At 61.2% G+C, this 24,529-nt stretch carries 22 protein-coding genes; 11 read left to right on the forward strand and 11 right to left on the reverse strand.

What is annotated here, in order from left to right; translation table 11 throughout:
* Positions 1-113 precede the first annotated feature (113 nt).
* Positions 114-539 carry a DUF1801 domain-containing protein gene (locus tag ACFQND_RS05750; protein WP_371435699.1) on the reverse strand — a complete coding sequence of 142 codons (426 nt, stop codon included), beginning with the start codon at positions 537-539 and terminating at the stop codon, positions 114-116.
* Positions 540-848: 309 nt separating this feature from the next.
* On the opposite strand from ACFQND_RS05750, the gene ACFQND_RS05755 reads away from it, so the two are divergent.
* From ACFQND_RS05755 to ACFQND_RS05780, 6 genes are all read left to right on the forward strand, one after another.
* The gene (locus ACFQND_RS05755; protein ID WP_371435700.1) at positions 849-1,355 is read left to right on the forward strand and encodes a disulfide bond formation protein B; all 507 of its coding nucleotides are present in this window, start codon (positions 849-851) and stop codon (positions 1,353-1,355) included.
* Between the two features lie 52 nt (positions 1,356-1,407).
* The gene (locus tag ACFQND_RS05760; protein ID WP_371435701.1) at positions 1,408-2,130 is read left to right on the forward strand and encodes a sulfite exporter TauE/SafE family protein; all 723 of its coding nucleotides are present in this window, start codon (positions 1,408-1,410) and stop codon (positions 2,128-2,130) included.
* A 105-nt stretch (positions 2,131-2,235) separates the two neighbouring features.
* On the forward strand, positions 2,236-3,030 hold the full coding sequence (gene imuA / locus ACFQND_RS05765) for a translesion DNA synthesis-associated protein ImuA (protein WP_371435702.1): 795 nt from the start codon (positions 2,236-2,238) through the stop codon (positions 3,028-3,030).
* The gene (locus tag ACFQND_RS05770) at positions 2,990-4,414 is read left to right on the forward strand and encodes a DNA polymerase Y family protein (protein WP_371435703.1); all 1,425 of its coding nucleotides are present in this window, start codon (positions 2,990-2,992) and stop codon (positions 4,412-4,414) included. The genes imuA and ACFQND_RS05770 overlap by 41 nt, the downstream gene beginning before the upstream one ends.
* Before the next feature lie 7 nt (positions 4,415-4,421).
* Positions 4,422-7,661: an error-prone DNA polymerase gene (locus ACFQND_RS05775; protein WP_371435704.1), complete on the forward strand. Its 3,240-nt coding sequence runs from the start codon at positions 4,422-4,424 to the stop codon at positions 7,659-7,661.
* A 145-nt stretch (positions 7,662-7,806) separates the two neighbouring features.
* Positions 7,807-8,388 (forward strand): thioredoxin fold domain-containing protein, encoded by a 582-nt coding sequence (locus ACFQND_RS05780; protein ID WP_371435705.1) that lies wholly within the window; start codon positions 7,807-7,809, stop codon positions 8,386-8,388.
* Between the two features lie 85 nt (positions 8,389-8,473).
* Here the strand turns inward: ACFQND_RS05780 and ACFQND_RS05785 are convergent, their stop codons facing one another.
* From ACFQND_RS05785 to ACFQND_RS05815, 7 genes are all read right to left on the reverse strand, one after another.
* On the reverse strand, positions 8,474-9,106 hold the full coding sequence (locus tag ACFQND_RS05785; protein ID WP_371435706.1) for a LysE family translocator: 633 nt from the start codon (positions 9,104-9,106) through the stop codon (positions 8,474-8,476).
* Positions 9,107-9,158: 52 nt separating this feature from the next.
* Complete coding sequence (locus ACFQND_RS05790; protein ID WP_371435707.1) at positions 9,159-9,422, reverse strand: hypothetical protein; 264 nt, start codon at positions 9,420-9,422, stop codon at positions 9,159-9,161.
* Positions 9,423-9,486: 64 nt separating this feature from the next.
* Positions 9,487-10,068, reverse strand: a complete 582-nt coding sequence (locus ACFQND_RS05795) for a sterol desaturase family protein (RefSeq protein WP_371435708.1) — start codon at positions 10,066-10,068, stop codon at positions 9,487-9,489.
* Positions 10,069-10,243: 175 nt separating this feature from the next.
* Entirely contained in the window at positions 10,244-10,795 is a 552-nt protein-coding gene (locus ACFQND_RS05800; RefSeq protein WP_371435709.1) for a cytochrome b, read from the reverse strand.
* Positions 10,796-10,835: 40 nt separating this feature from the next.
* Positions 10,836-12,065 (reverse strand): phosphoglycerate dehydrogenase, encoded by a 1,230-nt coding sequence (serA, locus tag ACFQND_RS05805; protein WP_371435710.1) that lies wholly within the window; start codon positions 12,063-12,065, stop codon positions 10,836-10,838.
* A gap of 175 nt (positions 12,066-12,240) precedes the next feature.
* Positions 12,241-13,218: a tripartite tricarboxylate transporter substrate binding protein gene (locus tag ACFQND_RS05810; protein ID WP_371435711.1), complete on the reverse strand. Its 978-nt coding sequence runs from the start codon at positions 13,216-13,218 to the stop codon at positions 12,241-12,243.
* Between the two features lie 28 nt (positions 13,219-13,246).
* Complete coding sequence (locus tag ACFQND_RS05815; RefSeq protein ID WP_371435712.1) at positions 13,247-14,290, reverse strand: amidohydrolase family protein; 1,044 nt, start codon at positions 14,288-14,290, stop codon at positions 13,247-13,249.
* Positions 14,291-14,417: 127 nt separating this feature from the next.
* Between ACFQND_RS05815 and ACFQND_RS05820 the strand changes: the two genes are divergently transcribed.
* Positions 14,418-15,329 carry a LysR family transcriptional regulator gene (locus ACFQND_RS05820; protein ID WP_371435713.1) on the forward strand — a complete coding sequence of 304 codons (912 nt, stop codon included), beginning with the start codon at positions 14,418-14,420 and terminating at the stop codon, positions 15,327-15,329.
* Positions 15,330-15,368: 39 nt separating this feature from the next.
* Here the strand turns inward: ACFQND_RS05820 and ACFQND_RS05825 are convergent, their stop codons facing one another.
* Entirely contained in the window at positions 15,369-16,127 is a 759-nt protein-coding gene (locus ACFQND_RS05825) for a DUF1223 domain-containing protein (RefSeq protein WP_371435714.1), read from the reverse strand.
* A 138-nt stretch (positions 16,128-16,265) separates the two neighbouring features.
* Positions 16,266-16,757, reverse strand: a complete 492-nt coding sequence (locus ACFQND_RS05830) for a hypothetical protein (protein WP_371435715.1) — start codon at positions 16,755-16,757, stop codon at positions 16,266-16,268.
* A 189-nt stretch (positions 16,758-16,946) separates the two neighbouring features.
* Here ACFQND_RS05830 and ACFQND_RS05835 point away from each other — a divergent pair, with 189 nt between their 5' ends.
* From ACFQND_RS05835 to ACFQND_RS05845, 3 genes are read left to right on the forward strand one after another with little or no spacing between them, the layout of a single operon-like run.
* Positions 16,947-19,316: a Tex family protein gene (locus ACFQND_RS05835; protein WP_371435716.1), complete on the forward strand. Its 2,370-nt coding sequence runs from the start codon at positions 16,947-16,949 to the stop codon at positions 19,314-19,316.
* 27 nt (positions 19,317-19,343) lie between these two features.
* Complete coding sequence (locus ACFQND_RS05840) at positions 19,344-20,492, forward strand: phospholipase (protein WP_371435717.1); 1,149 nt, start codon at positions 19,344-19,346, stop codon at positions 20,490-20,492.
* Positions 20,489-21,568: an acyltransferase family protein gene (locus tag ACFQND_RS05845; RefSeq protein ID WP_371435718.1), complete on the forward strand. Its 1,080-nt coding sequence runs from the start codon at positions 20,489-20,491 to the stop codon at positions 21,566-21,568. The genes ACFQND_RS05840 and ACFQND_RS05845 overlap by 4 nt, the downstream gene beginning before the upstream one ends.
* Positions 21,569-21,592: 24 nt before the next feature.
* Here the strand turns inward: ACFQND_RS05845 and argA are convergent, their stop codons facing one another.
* Positions 21,593-22,942, reverse strand: coding sequence for an amino-acid N-acetyltransferase (gene argA / locus ACFQND_RS05850; protein WP_371435719.1), 1,350 nt, complete (start codon positions 22,940-22,942; stop codon positions 21,593-21,595).
* A gap of 205 nt (positions 22,943-23,147) precedes the next feature.
* On the opposite strand from argA, the gene ACFQND_RS05855 reads away from it, so the two are divergent.
* Positions 23,148-24,374: a diguanylate cyclase domain-containing protein gene (locus tag ACFQND_RS05855; RefSeq protein ID WP_371435720.1), complete on the forward strand. Its 1,227-nt coding sequence runs from the start codon at positions 23,148-23,150 to the stop codon at positions 24,372-24,374.
* Positions 24,375-24,529 lie beyond the last annotated feature (155 nt).

The raw sequence follows: 24,529 nt of genomic DNA on the forward strand, positions 1-24,529 counted from the left end.
GCTATCGCATGAAGACCGGCGCATGGATGCTGGTCTTCATGGGGCTTAAGGCTTGACATGAGGGGCGGCGCCCGGCTTGCCGGACGGCGTCCTCTCGCTGGACGGGTGGGGCGTCACTTCACGCCGCTTGCACTTCTCTTTTTCAAGTGATACGTGAGTGATGCGACTATGCATATTTCCAGGGAATCTCGCGGCACTTTATCTTCCAGTGAGAACACCAGTGCCCGGTTTCCTTCGAACTTGAAGTCATTGGGGAAAATGGTTCTGAAGGTTTCAACCAGACTGGTTTTGCAGTTGAAGTACATCGCGTAGTGATCGGGATCTTTCTTCTTCCAGTCGATCCGGACCGTGCTGCCACTCCTGTCTTTTGTGGCGTAAGCCGGCTCGCCCCATTTCAGCGATTCTTCGATCTCTCCCAGGCCTTTTACTGTGGCTGCAGCCTGGAAGACAAGCTCCCTGAGGGCAAGAAGCTTCGGACGTACATTTGGCGGGTACGCGCTGAACCTCGCCGCAACTTCTGCACTGGCAAAAGGTTTCATGCGAACCTCACGATTCACGACCTGGTGACTTCCAACGTGGGTAAGACCGCAAACCCGCGAAACAACATGGCCGGGTGTTCATGCCTGCATCTCCTTTTGTTGTCGTAACTGCCTGGTTTATATCAGTATCTTTCCGGCTGGTGATGAGGACTTGCCATGAAAAATCCTCATATGCCACCAAGGCGCCAGGGCCTGAAGCCAGCCGCATATAGTCAAGGTGACGCTTCTGATTTCCCCCATCCGGGAACTTATCCCCGCCGAAATCCACGAACCAGCGGACAATTCGTACATCGATCAAAAAGGAACGTGATGTTTTTAAAGTATTTCGACGCGTTGCCACGCCGCGTGCTGGCGCTGACGGCCGTTGTGTGTGTGGCCATGCTGGCTTTTGGTTTGTACCTGCAGCACGTTGTCGGCCTGGAGCCGTGTCCCATGTGCATAGTCCAGCGTTATGCGCTGGTGCTGGTGGCGATTGTTTCCGGGCTGACTGCCATCGGTAAAAGCAAAGGCGTGCTGATTGGCGGCTCGGTCCTGACGCTGATCGTTGCCGGTTTTGGCGCTTTTGTTGCTGCGCGCCAGAGCTTTTTGCAGTGGTACCCGCCTGAAATCGCATCCTGCGGCCGTGACTTCTACGGGATGATCGAGACCTTTCCGCTCAAGCGTGCCATCCCCATGATTTTCAAGGGCAGCGGCGACTGCACCAAGATCGACTGGACCTTTCTGGGCGCCTCAATCGCCAACTGGTCGTTTGTCTGTTTTGTGGCGATTGGGCTGGTCATGCTGATGCTGGTGTTGCGGCAGGCACGCAAGCGCTGAGAAGCGCCGCTGCCGCGGCCCCCTGCAGACTGACCGCGCACAATAAGGCCGCATGACCTACCTGCTAGTCCTCACCGTCGGCCTGATCGCGGGCACCATCAGCGGCATCGTCGGTTTCGGCTCCAGCATCATGCTGATGCCGGTTTTGGTGCTTGCCTTTGGCCCCCGCGAGGCGGTGCCCATCATGGCGATTGCGGCAATCATGGCCAACCTCTCGCGCGTGGCGGTTTGGTGGCGTGAGGTGGACTGGCGTGTGGTGGGCGCTTATGCGCTGACCGGCATTCCTGCCGCAGCCCTGGGGGCCCGTACCTTGCTGGTGTTGCCGCCACGGATTGTGGAGGCGGTGCTGGCGGTGTTTTTTATCGCCATGATCCCGCTGCGCCGCTGGCTGGCTGTGCGCAACTTCAGGCTCAAACTCTGGCACTTTGCCGTGGTGGGTGCGGTCATTGGTTTTTTGACCGGCATCGTGGTGTCTACCGGGCCGGTCAACACGCCGTTTTTCCTGGCTTACGGGCTGGTGAAGGGCGCATTTCTGGGGACGGAGGCCATGGCTTCACTCGTCGTTTATGTCAGCAAAAGCCTGGTCTTTCGCAGCTACGGCGCCTTGCCTCTGGCGGCGATTGCCCAGGGCCTGATCATCGGCTGCTCGCTGACGGCGGGCTCCTTTATCGCCAAACGTTTTGTGCTCAGCCTGGAGCCTGAAAAATTCCGCCTGCTGATGGACGCCTTGCTGCTGGCTTCCGGCCTGACCATGCTCTGGACGGCCCTGCGCTAAGGCGTGCCTGAGCCGTATTGAGGGGTATTGAGCGATATTGGTCTGTGGATCAAATCCGGCCATATACTGTATATAAATACAGTTATTGAGCAGAATGTCCGCCCCATGATTTCCACCCCATTTGCCCATCGCACCTTGCCGGACCTTGCCAACACCCAGGTGTGGCGGGCCGGCGAGCTGGGCAGTGCGAGCCTGCAGGTGGTGGACACAGGTTATGTCGCGCTGAACCGGGTTTTACCCGGCGGCGGCTGGCCGCAAGGGGCGCTGGCAGAAGTGATGCAACCGCAGCCGGGCCAGCATGAATGGGGTCTGGTGGCGCCGGCACTGGCCGCCATCCAGGCAGAGGCGCCCGACAAGCTGATGGTGCTGCTAGGCGCGCCTTACCTGCCCTTTGGCCCGGCGCTGGGCGCGCGTCAGCTCAACATGCAGCGCCTGCTGTGCGCGCACGGCAGGGATGCGCCAACGCTGCTCTGGGCCACGCGCGAGGCTCTGCAGTGCGCGGACGTGGCCGCCGTGTTGGCCTGGCTGCCCGATGCGCGCAGTGCGCATTTGCGCCGGCTGCAGATTGCCGCGCATGCGCATAACAAGCTGCTGTTTGTATTCAGGCCCTTGCGTGCACAGAACGAATCATCGCCTGCGCCGCTGCGGCTGCTGCTTGAAGGCACCGCGGGTGATGCCGGCAATGTGCTGCTCACGGTGCTCAAGCGCCGTGGTCCGCCGCTGGCCGCGCCCGTGCTGCTGGATACGCGGCCGGCCCGGCTATCGGCACTGCTGGCCGCCAGCCGCGAGCGGGTGCGCCGCCAGCGCGAAGAGTTTGCGTCCATAGTGCGGCCCGTCACGTCACCGCAAAGTCCCGTCCATGCGCCGCTGGATCGCATTGCACACCTCGATCACCACTGAACCTGCGCAAGCGATGCAGGCAGTGTTTGACGACAGGGCGGCGCAACAGGCGGTGGCCAGCATGGCGCTGGGCTTTACCCCGCATGTGGCGCTGCTGGACGAGACCGTGCTGCTGGACGTGACCGGCAGCCTGCGCCTGTTTGGCGGCCCGGCACGGCTGACGCAGCTGCTGGAGCAGCGCCTGGCACTGTTTTTTGAAGAAAACAGCCTCCTGGCCACCGTAAAACACGCACAGGGTGCTACATCTTTAATAGCAATTGGGCGGCTGAGACGGTTGCGCGACCAACCTGACGCGCTGCGCACGCGGGTGGCCGAACTGCCCATGCACACCCTCACCGCCGCGCGCCCGCACCTGGGTGTGCTGGAGCGTATTGGCTGCCGCAGCTGGGACGACCTTCTGCGCCTGCCGCGAGACGGCGTGGCCAGGCGTTTTGGCGCCGACCTGCTCGAAGCGCTGGACCGCGCCCGCGGCAGCGCGCCCGATGACTATGCGTGGCTGGTGTTGCCCGAACACTTTGAGGAAAAGCTGGAACTGGATGCGCTGGTCACACACGCGCCGGCGCTGATGGCGGGCGTTGGGCGATTGCTGCTCCATTTGCAGGCCTGGCTGCTGGGGCGGCAAAGCGGACTGAGCGCGCTCAGGCTGACCTGGCACCTGGACAGGCGCCGCGATGTGGCGCCCACCGGCGAGCTGGACATTCGTACCGCCCAGCCCGCGCAGGACCTGCGCCACGTGGCGCGCCTGGTTGCCGAGCACCTGGCGCAGCAAAAGCTGCCGGCGCCGGTCCACAGCCTGACCCTGCAATCGCTGGTGACAGAACGGCTGGTCGATTCAGCCGCCGCCACCGGCAGCCTGCTGATGGAAGCGCGCCAGCAGGGCGACAGTGCGGTGGAGCTGATAGAGCGTCTTGGCGCGCGCCTGGGCGATGCCCATGTGCTGTCCTGGCAAGCCGGTGCAGACCACAGGCCCGAGCAGATGCAGCGCTGGGTTTCGGCCCAGTCTGCTATTAAATCAATAGCTGCTTGCGCGCGTTCAACGCCGGCCAGAGGCATAAAACGCTTGAAAAAAGGGGATGAGGCGAGGGTGGAGGCGCTGTACCCGACCTGGCTGCTGCCCGAACCGCTTCAGTTGCAGGCGCTGCGTGACAGCCCGGTGTACCAGGGCCCGTTGCTGCGCATGGCCGGGCCGCAACGGCTGGAGGCCAGCGGCTGGCTGATGGCAGGCGATACCGGGGATGCCCGTGGCAAGCCGCCGGCCATGCGCGACTACTTTATCTACCGCAGCCAGCAGGGCAGCTTGCTGTGGATTTACAGCGAACGCCTGACCGTGGGTGGGCTGCAGGCCGGGCAGCATGCGTGGTACCTGCACGGTTTTTTTGCCTGAGCTGTGTATGTCTGCCTACCTGCTTCCCGACTATGCCGAGCTGCATGCGCTGAGCAACTTCAGCTTCCAGCGCGGCGCATCGCATGCAGAGGAGTTAGCCGAGCGCGCTTTCGGGCTGGGCTACAAGGCGCTGGCGATTACCGACGAGTGCTCGGTAGCCGGCGTGGTGCGGGCACATCTGGTGAGCAAAAAGCTTGGCCTCAAGCTGCTGCCGGGGGCCGAGTTTCTGGTGCAGGCTGAGCATGCCTTTCGCATGGTCGTGCTGCCGCACAACGCTGTGGGCTGGGGCAACCTGTGCGAGTTCATCAGCATCGCCAGGCAGGCAGGAGACGTCATGGAGAAAGGCAGTTACCGCGTGGCGTTGGGCGAAACGGATTTCTCAACGCTGGCGGATTGTGAGGTCCTGCTCTCACCCTTGTCCGATGCTATCAATACAGAAGCGCTTTGCGCTCATGCCGTCTGGGCTAAAGGCCTTTTTGGCTTGAATGCCTGGCTGGCCGTCGAATTGCTGCAAGGCCTGGACGATGCGCTGCGCCTGCAGCAGTTGCAGGCGGTGGCCGAACGCACCGGCATGCAACTGGTTGCGGCAGGAAATGTGCTGATGCACAAACGCTCGCGCAAGCCGTTGCACGACGTGATGACGGCCATCAAGCTGGGTAAATCCGTGCATGAATGCGGCTTTGCGCTGCAGGCCAATGCCGAGGCGCACCTGCGGCCGCGCATGCGGCTGGCCGACATTTACCCGGCGGCGCTGCTGCGTGCCACGCAGGAGGTGGCGGCGCGTTGCAGCTTTAACCTGGACGAGATTCGCAAGCTGTACAGCTACCCCCGGGACGACATGGTGCCGCCCGCGGAAACGCCCGCACGGTGGCTCAGGCGGCTGACCTGGCAAGGGGCCCAAAACCGCTATTCGCGCCGCATTCCCCGGAAAATCAGGGTGCAGCTTGCGTTTGAACTGGCGCTGATTGAAGAGCTTGGCTACGAGATGTTTTTCATCACCGTGCATGACATCGTGCGGTTTGCCAATGAGCAGAAGATTCTTTGCCAGGGGCGCGGCTCGGCGGCCAATTCGGTGGTCTGTTATTGCCTGGGTGTAACGGCCGTCAACCCGACAGAAAGCAAACTGCTGTTTGAGCGTTTTATCAGCCGCGAGCGCAGCGAACCGCCAGATATCGACGTGGATTTCGAGCATGAGCGGCGCGAGGAGGTGATCCAGTACATCTACCAAAAATACGGCCACGACCACGCCGCCTTGGCTGCCACCGTGATCCGCTACCGGCCGCGTAGCGCGATTCGCGATGTCGGCAAAGCGTTGGGGGTGGCGCCCGATTTGATAGAACGGTTTGCCAAAGAGCATTTCTGGTTTGACGGCCGCGAAGCACTGGCGGCAAAAATAGCCGAAGCCGGCCTGGGCGCAGAAAGCGGCCCGTTCATGCAGTGGCTGGACCTGGCGGCGCAACTGATAGGCTTTCCGCGTCACCTGAGCCAGCATGTCGGCGGTTTTGTGCTGACGCAGGGCAAGCTGACGCGGCTGGTGCCGGTGCAGCCGGCGTCCATGGAGGCGCGCCGCATCATCCAGTGGGAAAAGCGCGACCTGGAAGCGATGGGCCTGCTCAAGGTGGATGTGCTGGCGCTGGGCATGTTGTCGGCGATTCGCCGCTGCCTGGCGCTGGTGAACCAGACACGCGGCAGCCAGTATGAGATGCACACGATTCCCCTGAAGTGCAAGGAAACTTACGACATGATTTGCGCGGCCGACACCGTGGGCGTGTTCCAGATCGAGAGCCGGGCGCAGATGTCCATGCTGCCGCGCCTCAAGCCGCGCAGTTATTACGACCTGGTGGTGGAGGTCGCCATCGTGCGGCCGGGGCCTATCCAGGGCGGCATGGTCCACCCCTACCTCAAGAATCGAGAGATTTTTAAACGTACCGGCACAGTCGAGCCCGAATACCCGGCACTCAATCCGGCGCTGGAACGCACCCTGGGCATTCCCATCTTCCAGGAGCAGGTTATGCAGATCGCCATGATTGCCGCCGATTTCACGCCGGGCGAGGCCGACGATTTGCGCCGCTCCATGGCGGCCTGGAAACGCGAGGGCGGGGTAGGGCGTTTTCATGACCGGCTGGTGAACGCCATGGTCGGCAACGGCTACAGCGCCGAGTTTTCGGAGCGCATCTTCAAGCAGATTTTGGGTTTTGGCGACTACGGCTTCCCCGAAAGCCATGCCGCCAGTTTTGCCAAGCTGGTCTATGTGAGCAGCTGGCTCAAGTGTCATGAACCGGCCTGTTTCCTGGCGGCCATGCTCAACTCCCAGCCCATGGGCTTTTATTCGCCCTCGCAACTGGTGCAGGACGCACGCAAACACGACGTCGAGGTGCGCGCCGTCGATGTGATGTGCAGTGAATGGGACTGCACGCTGGAAGAACCCTCCGTTCGCCCTGAGCCTGTCGAAGGGTTCTCCGCCGTGACGCAGGCAAGGCTTCGACAGGCTCAGCCCGAACGGAGCAAGGCCCAGCCAGCGGTGCGCCTGGGCTTGCGCCTGGTCACAGGCCTGCGTGAAGCCGCTGCGCTGCGGCTGGTGGCGGCACGCGCAGAGGCGGCTTTCACGTCCACCGAAGACCTGGTGTCGCGTGCCCAGCTCGGCACGCAGGAGGTCAACGCCCTGGCCGCCGCCGACGCCTTGCAGCCGCTGGCCGGTCACCGGCGCCAGCAGGTGTGGGAGGCCTCCGCCATCAAACCCGCGCCGCTGCTGCTCAGGTCCGTTCCCACGCACGAGACCGCACTTGAATTGCCCGACACACCCGAAGGCGAAAACATTTTGTTCGATTACAAGGCCACCGGCCTGACCTTGCGGCGCCACCCGCTGGCCTTGCTCAGGCCGCGCCTGGCCAAAAAAGGCTTGCTCAGCGCGGCCGAGTTGAATGTATTGCCCGATGGCGAGGAAGTCGCAGCCTGCGGCATCGTCACCGTGCGCCAGCAGCCGCAAACCGCCAAAGGCACTATCTTTGTCACGATTGAAGACGAGACCGGCCCGGTCAATGTGATTGTCTGGAAGTCCTTGCGTGAGCAGCAGCGCGCCGAAGTGCTGCATGCACGCCTGCTGGCGGTGTACGGTGTGTGGCAGCGCAGCGAGGAAAGCGGCACGCTCAAGGGTTATGGCGCGGTGCGCAACCTGGTGGCGCAGCGGCTGGAAGACCTGACGCCGCTGCTGGGGCGGCTGGGCACGTCGAGCCGGGATTTTCATTAAGCCGGTCTGCCGGGATGACCATTGATGGCGCTTTCCCTGCCTTTTGTCAGGTTTTCTCCGGTGAGAAGGTGTACGTCAAGCAGGGCTGATACCTCTAGGCTATTCTTGGCCTTACCACTTTTATCGCTTTTACCGTTTCATCACCATGACCATCAAATTCCTTTCCGCCGCATTGCTTGCCGCCAGCCTTTTGATCTCCGGTTGCAACGATTCTTCCCCAGCCGCTTCGGCCAAGGCCGCGTCTGTGCCGGTCTCTGTCGCCGCGATTGCGGCCGATGCCACCGGCTTTGTTGTCGGCGCGCCCATGAGCGCACGCACCGTCTATGTGTTTTTTGATTCCCAGTGCCCGCACTGCAGCGCGCTCTGGTACGCGGCCAAGCCGCTGAAGTCGCAGGCCAAGTTTGTCTGGATTCCCGTCGGCATCCTGAACGGCGCCAGCACCTCGCAGGGCGCTGCGCTACTGGCCGCAGCCGATCCTGCCGCCGCGATGGATGAGCACGAAGCCTCCATGATGTCCAAGGGCGGCGGCATCAGCGCCCGCAGCGACACCGATGCGCAGAAAGCAGCCGTCGCCAAAAATACGGCCCTGTTAACCAGTTTTGGTTTCGCATCCATCCCGACGATTGTGGGTACGCATGCTCGTACAGGCGCGCTTGTGACGCAGGAGGGCGCCATGCCCACCGAAGCGCTGGCCAACCTGCTTGGCTTGCAGGTGCCTGCCAAATAATCATGAAAAGTGCCTGCGGCCGGCTCAGGATGCGCGCAGCAAGCTATATATTTGATAGCGAAAGGCGGGGCGGTTTGGTAGACGCTCAGCTATTGGCCCGGCGGTAAAAGGCCAAAGAGCCTGCCAGCGCCAGCAGGGCGCCGCCGCACAGGCGGTCCATCCAGCGCGTGGCGGAGGCCTTGAGCAGGCGGATCGCACGTGCGCCTATAAAGGCATAAACCAGCATCACGGCAAAATCCAGGCCCGCAAACGCGATGCCTATCGTGAGGTACTGTGGCGCTTGCGCTGCGGCCGGGTCAATGAATTGCGGCAGCAGGGCGGAGCAAAACAAATAGCCCTTGGGGTTGGTGACCGCCACCAGGAAAGACTTCAAAAAAATCGCGCGGCTGCTGCCTTGCGCCTTGCCCGCCGCGTTGGCCGGCAGCTCGAACCCGCCTCGCGAGCGCAGCAGGCGCAAGCCCAGCCAGGCGAGGTAGATGGCGCCCACCCACTTCAACATTGAAAACCAGAACTCCGAGGCCGCCAGCAGTGCGCCCAGCCCGAGCGCCACCGCACCGACCAGGAAAAAGTCCGACAACACCGCGCCCAGCATGCCCGGCAACGAACGGCGCAGGCCGTAATGTGCGCCATTGGACAAGGCCAGCAAAACAGTGGGGCCCGGGGTTGCAATGGCAACGAGTGCAACCAGGCAAAAGAGCAGGAGGGTGGTGGTGTGCATGGTGTGGTGAGATGGTCTGGTTTGTTCTTTTTCGCGGGATGTTGGGGTTGGATCACGCCTGCGGAGGATCGCGGAAATGGCCGGCCCGGTCAACCAGGTGCAGCATCTCGGCGGCCGCGCCTATGGTCAGCGGGTGCGGTGTAAAGCCCGGTCTTGGCGAAATATAGGTGGCCATTTCGCGCGCCTGGGCCAATTGGGATTCAGATGCATTGGCGAGCAGGGCGATGACCAGGTTTTCCAGCGCGATCACACGAATGTGAAGCTGCACCAGTTCGGCATTGCTCAGGCCGGGGGCATCGGGTTGGGTTGCATCCAAAATTGAGTCTCCTTGCGGTTCAGGCGCTTTTATCGTCCCCAATCCCTGCGTTTATACCGCGCCGTCAACGGTTCGTCGAACCGTCCGTCGATGTGCCGGCCGGCCTGTCGCTGCCAAACACGCGGTCCCAGAAGCCGCTGGTCACGCCGTAATAGCCTGCCCGCTCAACCTGGTGGTGATGCAGCGCATGCCATTGTTTGCGCTTCCTCAGCCAGCCGTTCCCGGCGCGCCAGTGGTGTGTGGCATGGTGCGTGACTGTGTAGGCCAGGTAGCCCATCAATACACCCAGCGTCAGTGCGCAGGCCCGCCACACATTGCCCAGCATCAGCGCCGGCAGAAAAACCAGTGCGGCAATGAGCGTGGCGCTCAGGATGGTAGGCGTGAAAATCAGCGCCGTTGGCCGGTGGTGGTGTTCCGCATGCCACCTCTTGAAGGGCTGCAGGCCATGCAGTATGAAGCGGTGCAATACATACTCGATCATGCTCCAGCTAGCCAGGCCCGCTGCAGTGACGGCCGCTGTTTCCAGCCACTGCGAGTGCGGGCTTGCCAGCAACAGGAACGCAGCCAATGCCAGTACCGCGCTGCCGTATAGCGCAATGTCTGCGCCATAAGCGGTCCGGCTGTGTTCCAGCGTGAAAGCGCCCATGCATTTCCTTAACAAAACCTTGCGGTGCCAAAAAACCATACTTTCTGTCTGCCAGTCCAGACAGGATATGCGAAACCAAAGGCTGTGTCTGTAAGCGGCTGCGCTGAATTGGTCGCAGCGCACCGTGGCCGAACGGTGCCCGGGCTCCCGGGCACGACCTGGTTTTCCGGAGGACTTACGTCGACCGGCCCGGCAGCATGCGGCGCAGGGTGTTGTCGCGTACGACGTAGTGGTGAAACAAGGCCGCGGCAGCATGCAGGCCCAGCAGGAAATAACCCGCTGTGGCCCCGGTTTCATGGATGTCCTTGAGCCAGCCGGCGGCATTTTTGTTTTCTGCCATCAATGCAGGCAATTGCAGCCCAAAAAACGGAATCGGCTGCCCCTTGGCGCTGAGCGTCAGCCAGCCGGCTACGGGCAGGCCAATCATCAGGATATAAAACGCGATCTTTACCAGTTTGGCGAGCCAGTCCTGCCAGGCTGGTGGGGCGGGTTCAATAGGCGGTGTCTGGCTGCCCAGGTTGATCGCAAGGCGGATCCAGGCCAGGACAAAAACGGACAGGCCCAGCATGTAGTGCCATGTCTTGAGCTCGGCCCGGGTATCGCTGCCTTTGGGGAAGCTGCTGCTGAACAGCATGCAGGCATACACCGCCACGAGCAGAAGCAGCATGAACCAGTGAAGCCCTATCGACAGGGCTCCGTAGCGGACTTTTGTGCTGGCGGTTTTCATTTGTGCTGGCAACGGACTCGAGCTACCCCATGGATATGAACTAAAACAGGACGCGGCTGCGGATGGTGCCAGGCACCTCAGCGAGTTTGGCCAGCGCGACGTCGGAGTGGGCCGCATCAATGTCTATCACTACATAACCGATAGCCTCGTTGGTCTGCAGGTACTGCGAGGCGATGTTGATGTGGTTGACGCCAAAAACCTTGTTGATTTCCGACAGCACGCCGGGCACATTGCGGTGAATGTGCAGCAAACGGTGTTTGCCCGGGTGGGCCGGCAGCGCCACCTCGGGGAAGTTGACGGATGAGGTCGAGGTACCGTTGTCGCTGTACTTCACCAGCTTTTCGGCGACTTCTATGCCTATGTTTTCCTGGGCTTCCATGGTCGAGCCGCCCACGTGCGGCGTCAAGATCACGTTGTCCAGGCCGCGCAGGGGTGACTCGAACGTGTCCTTGTTGCTGCGAGGCTCCACCGGGAAGACGTCAATCGCCGCACCCAGCAGTTTTTTTCCGCGCAGGGCTTCGGCCAGCGGATCAATCTCGACCACCGTGCCGCGTGAGGCATTGATGAGCACGCTGCCCGGCTTCATGGCGGCGAGTTGCTCCTTGCCTATCATCCATTGCGTGGCCTGGGTTTCAGGCACGTGCAGGCTGACCACGTCGGACTGGGCCAGCAAATCGTTGAGCACCGGCACCTGGCGGGCATTGCCCAGGGGCAGCTTGGTCACCACGTCAAAAAACACCACCTGCATGCCCAGCGCCTCGGCCAGCACCGACAGCTGCGTGCCTATGGAGCCATAACCGACGATGCCCAGGGTCTTGCCGCGAATTTCATAGGCGTTGTCGGCCGACTTGAGCCAGCCGCCGCGATGCGCCACTGCGCTTTTCTCGGGCACGCCGCGCAGCAGCAGGATCGCCTCGGCCAGCACCAGTTCGGCGACCGAGCGGGTGTTGGAAAACGGCGCGTTGAAAACGGCGATGCCGCGCTCGCGCGCTGCGTTCAGGTCCACCTGGTTGGTACCTATGCAAAAGCAGCCTACGGCCACAAGTTTTGAGGCGTGGGCAAACACATCAGCCGTCAGTTGGGTGCGTGATCGTATGCCGACAAAATGCGCGTCGGCAATCCTGGCTTTGAGCTCATCGTCAGGCAACGCACCGGACAGGCTTTCAATCTGCGTATAACCGGCTGCCTGGAGCACCTTGATGGCGGAAGGGTGGATGCCCTCCAGCAGTAAAAACTTGATTTTGGCTTTGTCGGTCGAGGTTTTGGTCATGGGCGCGTAGGGCAGGGTGGAAAATCGATGATGACACGTCCTAGTATGAATGAAAGCCCGCCACCGGCGTTTCCCGTCTCCATTTATCCCTACAGGCATAACCCGGCATTATTTGCAGGTTTGCCCTGCCTTGAATTCACACCGTTAGGATTAGCCTGATTTGCGTTAAACGGTGCTAGTCCACCTTGGCGCCTGATTGCCTGATGACAGCTGCCCATTTGACGGTTTCGGTTTTCATCAGTTCGCCCAGTTGCTCCGGCGTGCTTGTCAGTGGTTCCAGGGCCGCAGCGGCGAAGCGCTCACGGATTTCGGGCAGGCGCAGTACCGCCGTGATTTCTGTATTCAGGCGGGCAATGATGGCTTTTGGCGTGCCCGCGGGCGCAAGGATTGCGAACCAGCCGGACGCCTCATAGCCGGGAACGCCGCTTTCGGCCAGCGTTGGCATGTCGGGCGCGAGTGTCGAACGCTCCTTGCCCATGATGCCTATCACCTTCAGCCGGCCCGACTTGAGTTGCGGCTGGATGGATGCGATATCCGCGATCGCCAGCGAGGTCTCTCCTGACATGACTGCCATCACGGCAGGTGCGCTGCCGCGATACGGTATATGCAGGATATAGCTGCCCGTCATCGACTTGAGCAACTCGCCCGACAGGTGCATGGCGGTACCGCTGCCGCCAGAGGCATAGCTGAGCTTGCCGACCTGTGCCCTGGCCAGTGCCACCAGTTCCTTCGCATTGTTGGCCGGCAGCGCCGGGTTGGCTACAAGCACGAATGGGCTGGTGCCAAACAGGGTGATGGGGGCGAAATCACGCCCGGGGTTGTAGGCAAGGTTGGGATACAGCGCCGGATTGGCCGTGAGCCCGCCGGCCGATGCCAGCACGATGGTGTAACCATCTGCTGGCGCTTTGGCCACCAGTCCCAATCCCAGCCCGCCACCCGCGCCGGGGCGATTGTCTATCACCACCGGCTGGCCCAGGTGTTCGGCCAGCCTGGGCGCAACAATGCGGGCCGCAGCATCGCTGCTGCCTCCTGCCGGAAAAGTCACCACCAGGCGGATGGGTTTGGCCGGCCATGGGGTGGTCGCCTGCGCATTGGCATGGCTGCTTGCGCATGCAAAACAAAGAGTCGTCAACCAGAGTCGGATAAGTTTCATGGTGTCGCTGCCCTTTTTTATAGGCCGGTCAAAGCTTGAACAGCGCCTCGGCATTGGTCTGGAAAAACATCTTCTTGTGTTCGTCGCTCAAAGGCAGGTTGTCCATGGCGGTGACTTCCTCGGCCACGTACTGGTAGGGGTAATCCATGGCATACATCACGCGGTCATGGCCCATGAGCTTTTGCACATAACTGACAGGCGGCTCCCAGGCCATGCCGCTGTTGGTGTAGTAGAAATTCTCTCGCAGGTAGTCGCTGGGTTTTTTCTTCAGTGGCTTCACGCCCTCGCTGCGGTTGGACCGCACGATGCCCGCATGCATGAAGTCGATGCGGTAAAGCCAATAGGGAAGCCCCTCGCCGAGGTGACCCAGCACGATCCTGAGTTTTGGAAAGCGGTCAAATACCCCGCTCAGGATAAGGCGAAGTGCGTGCAGGCCGGTTTCGGCCGCAAAGCCGTAAATGGCGGCATCCAGGCAGCGGGACAGAAAGGGCTGGATCATCTGCGGCGATGGCGTATTCGGGTGAATGTAGACCGGCACATCCAGCGCCTCGGCGGCCGCAAAGATGTCCCAGAACTTTTCGTCGTCGAGGTATTCCCCCTGGATGTGCGAATTGATCACCACACCTTTGAGGCCGAGCCGGTTCACGCTGCGCTCCAGTTCCTTTGCTGCGGCCTGCGGCGCCTGCGGGGCCACGGCTGCCAGGCCGGCAAAGCGGGTGGGGTGCCGGCGAATGGCTTCAGCCAGCTGGTCGTTGGTCGATGTGGCCAGTGCGGTGGCCGTTGCCGCATCAAAAATCTGTACGCCGGGGGCCGTGAGCAGCAGCAATTGCATGTCGATGCCGGTATCGTCCATGTCGGCGAGACGGCGCTCACCCATGTCCTGTATGCGGTTGAACAGGTCGAGTGCACGTGGAGTCTGGCTCTTGCCAAAAAAGCCCCACAGGCTGTAAAAGCCGGGGTCGTTGAGTGACCCGGTATCGAGAATCCTGACGTAATGCTGGATAAGTTCGGGCGTGGCCCAGGCTTCTTCGGTGGCTATGCGCTTGTAGGCGCGTGGTGCGGTGATGCTCAAGGTGTTGTCTCCTGCGGTTTGAAATCTTCTATCCGCCGTAGCGGGCTGCCGTCATTCCAGTCGCATTGGAGGTCATCTTTATTGTTTTGTAAATCGAAAATTTATAGACTATTTATAATTTTTATTCATGAATAAAAACTTCTCGCCCACCGTACGGCAGCTCCGTGCTTTTCTGGCGGTGTATCGCCTGCGCAAGCTGGGTGCGGCGGCGTCCCAGTTGTTTGTGACCCAGTCCGCCATCAGCGTGCTGATACGCCAGCTCGAAGAAGGGCTGCAGGCCCGCCTGTTTGACCGGACGACGCGCTCGCTGCAGCCGACGCAGGCCGCCCACGACGCATCGGTGGTGGCGGAACGTATCTTGCGGGATGTGGACTCGCTGGGCGCGGCTTTTGGCGACCTGAGTGTGCTGCGCCGCGGCCGTGTGTGTTTTGCGATTACGCCGACACTGGCCGGCATGCTGCTGCCGGACGCGATCCGCCGCTTCAGTGCATTGCACCCGGAGGTACAGGTGGTGGTGGATGATTGCGCACCGGAGCAGTTTTCGTCACGCGTGCTGGGCGAGCATGTGGACTTCGGCATCGGCACGCCCGAGCGCGCTGGCGGTGAACTGGAACTGCAGACCCTGATGCGTGACCGGCTCTGCCTTGTGTGCCAGCCGGACCATCCGCTGGCAGGCATCAAGACCTTGCGCTGGAGCCATCTGGAAGGCCATCGTGTGATCGCGGGGCGGCCGGGCTATGGTGTACGCCAGCTGGTGGATGTGGCGGCTGCCAATGCGGGGGTGAGCCTGCAGGTGGTCAATGAAATCTCTTTTCTCTCTACCGGGCTTTGGATGACGGCCAGCGGCATGGGGCCGTCCATCATGCCTTCGGCCTATGCGACCTATTCACATTACAGTGAGCTGGTCACGAAGACATTGGAGTCGCCTCGCGTGTCGCGCGACATCTTTATCGTGACAAAAAAGGGGCGCTCGCTGTCGTCGGCCTGCCAGAGTTTTCTGGAAGTTTTACGCCTTGCACTGAAACAGAGAAAACCCTGAAGTGCGCGCTGCGGCGTCGTGGAGTGCGGCCAGGCCCGGCTATACCGGGCATTGAAGGCTCACGGCCTGCAGTGTCTGGCCGGTTTTGGTGTCGAACACGACCAGATTGACCTGGCGTGCATGGCCGGGCGTGGAGGCGATGCTGCGAAAGCCGAGTTTTTGCGAGGCCGCATCGCTGGTTTTATATTCGCCTGCAGGGGTGTACTGGCGCACTACAAAATCGTGTTTGAGGAATTCCCCCGCATTTTCGCCGGCCTGCACCCGGGAGTTGTGGCCGTGTTCGGTAATGGTCCAGTAGGCCGACCATGACGGCGATGCCGCTTGTGCAGCCACGGGTGTTACGCTGGCTTCAAACTGGTCGGTGCCGATTTGTTTCAAGGCAATGCTGAGGTGTGCCGGCTCCCTGCCTGCGGGCTGGCTGCCCCAGTTGGGCCAGTCTTTGCCATTGAGTACGGCTTGTGGTGTGTAGATGCTGCGCAGCTTGTTCCTTGTGGCGATGTCGCGTTGGCGAGCGGTGTAGGCCGGTGCGGCAAAGCGGTCCACCCAGCCGATGTAGTCCCAGTAACCGACATGGAATGCCTGCACCACGATGCCTTTGTCCTTGAGTGACGAGGCCCATTTGTCGGCGGGTGGGCAGGAGCTGCAGCCTTCGGAGGTGTACAGCTCAACTACAGGCGTGATAGTGGGGCCGGATGTGACGGCGCACTGGTTTTGTTGTGAAAATGCGCTTGCGGTGACCGCAAACAGAGCGCCGATAGCTATGAATTTTGTAGCAAAGAAGTTGGCGGACAGCGGCATGGCATCATCTCCGGGAGGCAAGGGCGGTTGGGCTCGAAAACGCCAAAACACTCCTCAGCTTGTGCTTTTGTCGTTCCCGTTTGCCTTTAGTCGCGGTCCCGAAGTGTTTCTTACATGGCGCGTAAGAAGGCCGGCCGGTTAACGGGGATTGGCAAGGCCGATGTTTCGATCCAGCCGGTCTTCAAGCTGGCCCATATAGGCCGCGGTTGCGTTGTCGGACTGCTCCAGCCGCTGTACCAATGCGGCCTGGGTTTGCGCCAGGCGTTCGGCGAGCACCGTGGCATTGGCAGCCTCGCGCTGTAATGTAGCGGTCGATTGTGCTTCAAGGTAATTGCGCAACTCGGTAAATCGCGAGGCCTCGGCCTTGTCGGCCAGCTCGCGCTGGGCATTCAGCTCACGTGCGTACTTGCGGGTTTCGATCAGGTTGGCGCTTTGCATGTACAGCGTTGATGCAAGAAAGACCACGGTGGCAATCACCAGCAACAGCAGCATGACCATGCCGAGGGGGACCTGGATGGTCGTGAAGCCCAGGCTGAGCACGCTGGAGCGCGTGAATTCGTCCACGTTGAGGGCTGCAAAGGCTGCCACCAGTACGATGCAGACAATCAGGAAAATGGTTCTTGCGCGCATGCAGGGCTCCTCGAATTGCGGGTTTTGGACTGCCCAATTGTCGGGTCAGGCCGGGGATTTGGCTGTGGGACAATGCCTCCCCGCAGCGTCGGTTTGCGCAAGACGCCCCGTTTTGCGTTGGTCGCTGAATTGTTTTCACAGGCCTTTGTGGGCCTGTCCAAGCCTCCGTTTTTTCCGTTTTACGCCACTATGCAAAAAATCATCCGCCAGATCGCGGCAGAAATCAAAGTCCAGGAGCATCAGGTCAAAACAGCGGTAGAACTGCTGGATGGCGGCGCCACCGTGCCGTTTATTGCCCGTTATCGCAAGGAAGCCACGGGCGGGCTGGACGATATCCAGTTGCGAGAACTTGAATACCGGCTGGGCTACCTGCGCGAGCTCGAAGAGCGCCGCGAGGCAGTTCTGAAAAGCATTGAAGAGCAGGGCAAACTCACGCCCGAGCTGCGCGGCGCCATCGACCTGGCGGCCACCAAGCAGGACCTGGAAGACCTGTACTTGCCCTTCAAGCCCAAACGCCGCACCAAAGGCCAGATCGCGCGTGAAGCCGGCATCGAGCCGCTGGCCGACAGGCTGTTTGCCGATCCGTCGCTGGTGCCCGCCGATGAAGCCGTGGCTTATGTCAAGGCAGAAAAGAATGAAAGTGGCGACGACTTCACCACGGTGCAGGCTGTGCTGGACGGCGTGCGCGATATTTTGAGTGAACGCTGGGCGGAAGATGCCGCGCTGGTGCAGTCGCTGCGCAACTGGCTCTGGAGCGAAGGCCTGTTCTCCTCCAAGCTTGTCAGCGGCAAGGACGAGAACAACGCCGACAACGCGAAATTCCGTGACTACTTTGACTATGACGAGCCGATTGGCCGTGTGCCTTCGCACCGCGCGCTGGCGGTGTTCCGCGGCCGCGGGCTGGAAATCCTGGACGCCAAGCTGGTGCTGCCCGAGCTGGCCGAGCCCGGCAAGCCAAGCATCGCGGAGGGAAAGATTGCGCTGCACCTGGGCTGGAGCCACAAAGCCCGGCCGGCGGATGACCTGATCCGTAAAAGCGTGGCCTGGACCTGGAGAGTCAAGCTCAGCCTGTCGCTGGAGCGCGACCTTTTCACCCGCCTGCGCGAAGAAGCCGAAAAAGTCGCCATCAAGGTGTTTGCCGACAACCTGCGCGACCTGCTGCTGGCGGCGCCCGCCGGCCCGCGCGTGGTGATGGGCCTGGACCCGGGCATTCGTACCGGCGTGAAAGTGGCTGTGGTCGACGCCACGGGCAAACTGGTGGAAACCGCCACGGTCTACCCGCACGAGCCGCGCAAGGACTGGGATGGTTCCATCCACACGCTGGCCAAACTTTGCGAAAAGCATGGTGTGAACCTGATCGCCATCGGCAACGGCACTGCCAGCCGCGAGACCGACAAACTGGCGGCTGACCTCATCAAGCTGATGGCCAAGGTCGAGCAGGCGATTGAAAAAGTCGTGGTCAGCGAGGCCGGCGCCTCTGTCTACTCGGCCAGCGAGTTCGCTTCGCAGGAAATGCCCGACGTGGACGTGAGCCTGCGCGGCGCGGCCAGCATCGCGCGCCGCCTGCAGGACCCACTCGCCGAGCTTGTCAAGATAGATCCGAAATCGATTGGCGTGGGCCAATACCAGCACGACGTGAACCAGAGCGACCTGGCGCGCAGCCTGGACACCGTGGTCGAGGATTGCGTGAACAGCGTGGGTGTGGACCTGAACACCGCCAGCGTGCCCTTGTTGGCGCGCGTCTCGGGCCTGAGCAATACCGTTGCCAAGTCGGTGGTGCGCTGGCGTGATGCCAATGGCGCGTTTGCCAGCCGCGCCGACCTGCTCAAGGTGACCGGCCTGGGCGCCAAGACCTTTGAGCAAAGCGCGGGCTTTTTGCGCCTGCGCGCCAGCAGCAATCCGCTGGACATGACGGGCGTGCATCCTGAAACCTATCCCGTGGTCGAGCAGATCATGGTGCACACCGGCAGACCGGTGGCCGAGTTGATGGGGCGAGCCGAGATGCTCAAAACCCTGAAACCCGAGCTGTTTGCCAATGAGAAGTTCGGCGTGATCACGGTCAAGGACATCATTGCCGAGCTGGAAAAGCCGGGCCGTGACCCACGCCCCGACTTCAAGGTGGCACGCTTCAATGACGGTGTGGAAGACATCAAGGACTTGAAGGAAGGCATGACGCTGGAAGGCACGGTCAGCAACGTTGCGGCCTTTGGCGCGTTTGTGGACATCGGCGTGCACCAGGACGGCCTGGTGCATGTGAGCCAGCTCAGCCACAAGTTCACCAATGATGCACGCGAGGTCGTCAAGACCGGCGACATTGTCAAGGTACGCGTGACCGAGGTGGACGTGGCGCGCAAACGCATAGGCCTGACCATGAAGCTGGGTGACGCGCCAGCGCGTCGGGATGCGCCACGTGACAACCGTTTTGAAGGTGCCCGTCCCGGTCATAACCAGAATCGGGGGGGCAGGGGCGACAGCTATGGCGGGCGCGGAGCGCCGCAGCCTGCGGCCTCTACCGCCATGGAGTCGGCGTTCAGCAAGCTGGCCGCGCTGAAAAAATAAAGCGAAACCCTCCGGCCGCTCTTTTTCATGCAAGCCCTACGCATTTACGCAGGCCCCAGAGCCAGGGCGCACATTGAGAAGAATGGCTTGCAGCCAACAGACGTTGGTGTGGTCCCCGGTGCGGCGGGCGGCCCCAAGGGTTTGATCCTCGGCCCGCTGGACCGCTTTATTTTTGGCGACTGGCTGGCGCCAACCACGCACCCCGTGCATCTTGTAGGCGCGTCCATAGGGGCCTGGCGAATGGCGACGGCCTGCCTGAACGACCCCGTCACCGCTTTCAGGCGGCTGGAACACGATTACATCCACCAGCACTACGAGCTGCAACCCGGCCAGAAACGCCCGACTGCCGATTTTGTGAGTGAGCAGTTTGGCCGGAGCCTGAAGGATTTCTACGGCGGCAGGGTGCGGGAGGTGCTGCAACACCCGCGCTACCGCCTGCACATCGTCACCTCGCGCGGCCGTCACATGCTGGGCCGCGAGCACAGGCTGGCTACGCCGCTCGGCTATCTTGGGGTATTCCTTGCCAACAGCCTGCACCGCAAGGCCATGGGCGGGTGGCTGGAGCGCGTGGTGTTTTCAACGCCGGAAACGGCATTGCCATTTGCTACTGGCGACTACCGCACACGGCAGGTTCACCTGAATGAGGCCAACTTCAACCCGGCACTGCAGGCCAGCTGCTCCATTCCCTTTGTGCTGCGTTCCGTACACAACATTCCCGGCGCGCCGCCTGGTGCCTACTGGGACGGCGGCATCACCGACTACCACCTGCATCTGAACTATGCTTCCAATTTGATAGCGGGCTGCGCTCATGGAACGCCGGCTACGGGCCAAAATGGCATAAATTCAAGCCCCGGAGAGCGGCCGGGGGCCGGACTGGTCCTTTATCCCCACTTCCAGAAAGCCGTGGTGCCCGGCTGGCTGGACAAAGGACTGAAGTGGCGGCACAAGGCTACACATTTTCTGGACAACATGGTGCTGCTCGCGCCCGATCCGCTATGGGTCAAGACTTTGCCCAACGGCAAGCTGCCGGACCGAACGGACTTCACGCGCTACGGCGCGGATGTGCAGGCGAGGGTGAAGGCCTGGAGCGCGGCCACAGCGGCCAGCCAGCAACTGGCTGATGAATATGCACAATGGCTGTATCGCCCGGATACTTTAATGCTCGACTCTTTATGAAATCAGTGGATCGTGTGCTTGGCTGGGACTTGCTAAGGGGACTGTGCGCGATTGCTGTGGCGGGTTATCACCTGCTTATGTGGCAGAAGGTGATAGATATTCATACATTCGGCAGTTATGGGGTGTATCTCTTTTTTGTACTATCAGGAGCAAGTCTTGCTTACACCTACATAGACCGGATTGCCGAAAACCGGTTTTCCTTCACCAGTTTTATGTGGGTCCGCTATCTCAGGCTGGCACCGTTGTATCTGGCGCTGATGCTGCTTGTGTTGCCCTGGAAACTGCTGAAGGACGGTGCAACTGCTGATTTGTGGGTGGCCTATTTGCTTAATGCGTCTCTTTTGTTCGGGTTCTACAACCCGTCAACGCATGCGGTACTGGTGGGGGGGTGGTCGCTAGGCATCGAGGTGATTTTTTATCTGCTGTTTCCATTCCTGGTTTGGAGTTTGCGATCGCGCTGGATTGCATGGGGTGTTTTTGGTGCCCTTCTTGCCTTGCAGATCACGTGGATTGCTTTGACGATCGGTGCGCCGAGCGGCTATTTTTCAAATGCTGAGGCTTACCATCAAGCCCCTGCTTTTGCGGCGTACTTTATGGGAGGTTGCCTCTTGGGGGCCGCAAAGCGCAGGGGCGCGTTAAAGGCTTTACCCTTTGAACGTCTGGGCCTGATTGGCCTGGTTGCAGGGTTTGCGCTGATGTTTGCGGTCAATCCGGTACGGCAAGGAGACGAGCTTACGGGCTGGCGCGGCATCCTGCTGTGCAGTTTGTGTTTTACCTTGGTGAGCCTGGCGAGCCGGCTGGACTTGACGAAAACGACGGCCGGTGTTGCGCGGCACTTTGGCGATGCGACCTACGGCGTGTACCTGTTGCATCCAGTTATTTTTTTTGGCCTTGCGTTTGTGGTTTCCCCCCGTCTGGGTATTCCAGATCCCGGGGAGTGGCCCATGCCGGCTCGCTTGCTGCTGACGGCTGTTGTGGTGTTTGTCTCTTTTTGTCTTGCATTGCTCAGCGAACGATATTTCGAAAAACCGATACGCCAGCGCAGCAAACTGCTGCACAAGCCCCTTATGGCATAAGGCCCAGAAAGAATCGAGCGCAGGTCAATTGAGCTTTTTGACCAGCACCTGGCTTTTGCGGTCCCAGTTGTACTTGCGTTTGCGGGCCTCGGGCAGCCACTCCGGGTCGACCTGTACAAAACCGCGCTTGATAAACCAGTGCATGGTGCGGGTGGTCAAGACAAAAATGCTTTGCAGGCCGGCGGCGCGGGCGCGTTGCTCTATGCGTTTCAGGACTTTTTCGCCATCGCCCTGGCCCTGGCTTTGCGGGGACACCGTCAAGGCGGCCATCTCCGCCGTTTTGGCTTCAGGATAGGGGTAAAGCGCGGCGCAGGCAAAGATCACGCCGTCGTGTTCGACCACGGTGTAGTGGTCCGCATCGCGTTCGATTTCGGTGCGGCTGCGCTTGACCAGGGTGCCGTCTTTTTCGAAGGGCTCTATGAGCTGCAAAATGCCACCGACGTCGTCGTGCGTCGCTTCACGCAGGCTCTCCAGTTTCTCGTCCACCACCATGGTGCCTATGCCGTCATGCACGTAGACCTCCAGCAGCAGTGAGCCGTCTACTGCAAACGGCAGGATGTGGCTGCGTTCCACGCCGGCTTTGCAGGCCTTGACGCAGTGCTGCAGGTAAAACGCGGTGTCCGTCGGGCGTTCGCCGGGGGTCAGGGTGGCCAGCAGTTTTTCTGCGGCGGCCAGCGGCAGTTCTGTGTCTATGGGGTTGTCTTCGCTCTCAGGCTGGTCGGGATGGATGCGAATGCCGGGGATCTCGCTCAAAAAGATCAGCTTGTCGGCCTGCATGGCAATCGCCACCGAGGTGGCGACTTCTTCCATGGTCAGGTTGAAAGCCTCACCTGTCGGCGAAAAACCAAACGGCGACAGCAGCACCATGGCGCCAAGGTCCAGCGTCTGCATGATGGCGGCCGCATCGACCTTGCGCACCATGCCTGAGTGCTTGAAATCGACGCCGTCCAGTATGCCGACTGGCCGCGCGGTGATGAAATTGCCGGAAATCATGCGCACCGTGGCACCGGCCATGGGCGTGTTGGGCAGGCCCTGGCTGAAGGCCGCCTCGATTTCGTAGCGCAGTTGGCCTGCGGCCTCCTGGGCGCAGTCGAGCGCAATCTCGTCCGTGATGCGCATGCCATGCGAATACTTGGCCGCATGGCCCTTGGCCTTGAGCTGCTCGTTGACCTGCGGCCTGAAACCATGGACCAGCACGATCTTCACGCCCATGCTCTGGATCAGCGCCAGGTCCTGCGCAATGTGCTGCAGCTTGCCGGCGGCAATCGCCTCGCCGGCAATGCCGACGACAAAGGTCTTGCCGCGGTGCATGTGGATGTAGGGCGCCACCGAGCGGAACCAGGGCACAAAAGTGAAATTGAAGACGGCGGACATGGGCGCGCTTTCGGGGTCGGTTGGAGCAAAAGGTTAAGGTTGGCAAATGGCAGTGAAGGCGGGGCACGGCTGCGTCCAGGAGGACTGCCAGTCAACGGAAATGAGTGTAAGGCACGCGGCGCCGTGTCGCCCGGGATACAGGGTGTCCGGCTATCAGCCCCTTGCGGGTTGCCTGATTGCGCAGAGACGGGTATCTTCAGCGTCGATGGAAAAATTGGCAATTGGCTTATGGGGCTGCTTTTTTGGCACGACTGCACTGATTCTGGCGGGCGCCGGGCTGGCGTTCGTGCGCTCATTGCACCGGATATCGCTCAATGCTGCGCTGACGGGCCTGGCGTCAGCCTTTTTTGTGCTGGCATTCCTGGGTGCCTTGCCCATCTCAAACGCCGATGCGCTGGCGCGTTTCCTGGCCCATCTGGCGACGACCGTCTCGGGCATGCTGGCCTACCAGTTGCTGGCGCTTCTCGGCATTCTTCGTTCACGCGCGAAACAGCAGCGCGCCATGTGGGGGCTTGGCGCATGGTGCGCCTGCATCATGATGGCGGGCTGGTGGCTGCCGCCGCTGCAATCCCTGACGCTCAGCATTGGCATGGCCTGCCTGCTTGGGCTTGCAGGACTGGGCGTGTGTTTGCGCAGCGCCTTGCGTGGTGTGCGGCTGGCCTGGACTGCCGTCCTTTGTGTTTTTTGCATGCTGGTGGCGCTGGATGGCCTTGGCTGGATCGCCTTGAACCGGCAGCAGGCGCTGTGGTCCCTGCACGCGGTAAGCGCCGTGGCTGCCACGCTTTACCTTGCCACCCTGGCCTACGTGCTGTGGGCCCGTTATGCCTATCTGATCGAGTTGCATGAGGTCATGGCCCATGGCCCGGGTTATGACCCGGTTACGCGCATGCGCTCGCATGCCGAAACCGGCCAGATGGTGGGTGCGATTTTCAAGAGTTTTCGCAATAAACCTGAGGAGCCTCTGGGGGTGATGGTGTTGACCATCGCCAATCTGTACGCACTGAACAAGCTGCATGGTGCAGTTGCGGTCAACAGCGCGCTTTTTGTCTGCGCGGGGCGCCTGCGGCGGTCGGTGCCGGCGCATGTCGACATGGGCCGGCTGGGCCATGATGGCTTCCTGCTCATCATGCGAAATTGCAGGGAAAGCGGGCGGCTGATCAATGTGGCGCGTTCGGTGGAGGCGCGCTTGCGCAAATCGGTATCGCTAGGTACCAGCCGGGACGTTGCCCGGTTCGAGAGCGACAACACGGTCTGGGTGGCGGAGATCGGGGTCGGCGTGATGATCGTGTCGAATCCGGCCATGCGCGGTTCAAGCGCCATTGCCATGGCGCGCGGCATGTCGCGTACGGCCATGAGTTATGCGAGCCGGCTTGCCTGGTTTGACCATTCCAGCGGCGAAATTGTTGAATTGCCCGTGCTGGCATCGGCATAGGCGGCAACAAACCGGTCCCGAACACCGATAATCAGGGGCTTTGAGCAGTACTTCATTGTCGTCACCGCCTTTGCCACCGCCATCCACCCCAGCCGTGCCGTCACGGCTGGTGATCGAGTTTCCGGAATCGCTGCCCGTATCGGGCAAACGCGAGG

The organism is Polaromonas aquatica (assembly GCF_042659145.1).
Taxonomy (GTDB): domain Bacteria; phylum Pseudomonadota; class Gammaproteobacteria; order Burkholderiales; family Burkholderiaceae_C; genus Polaromonas; species Polaromonas aquatica.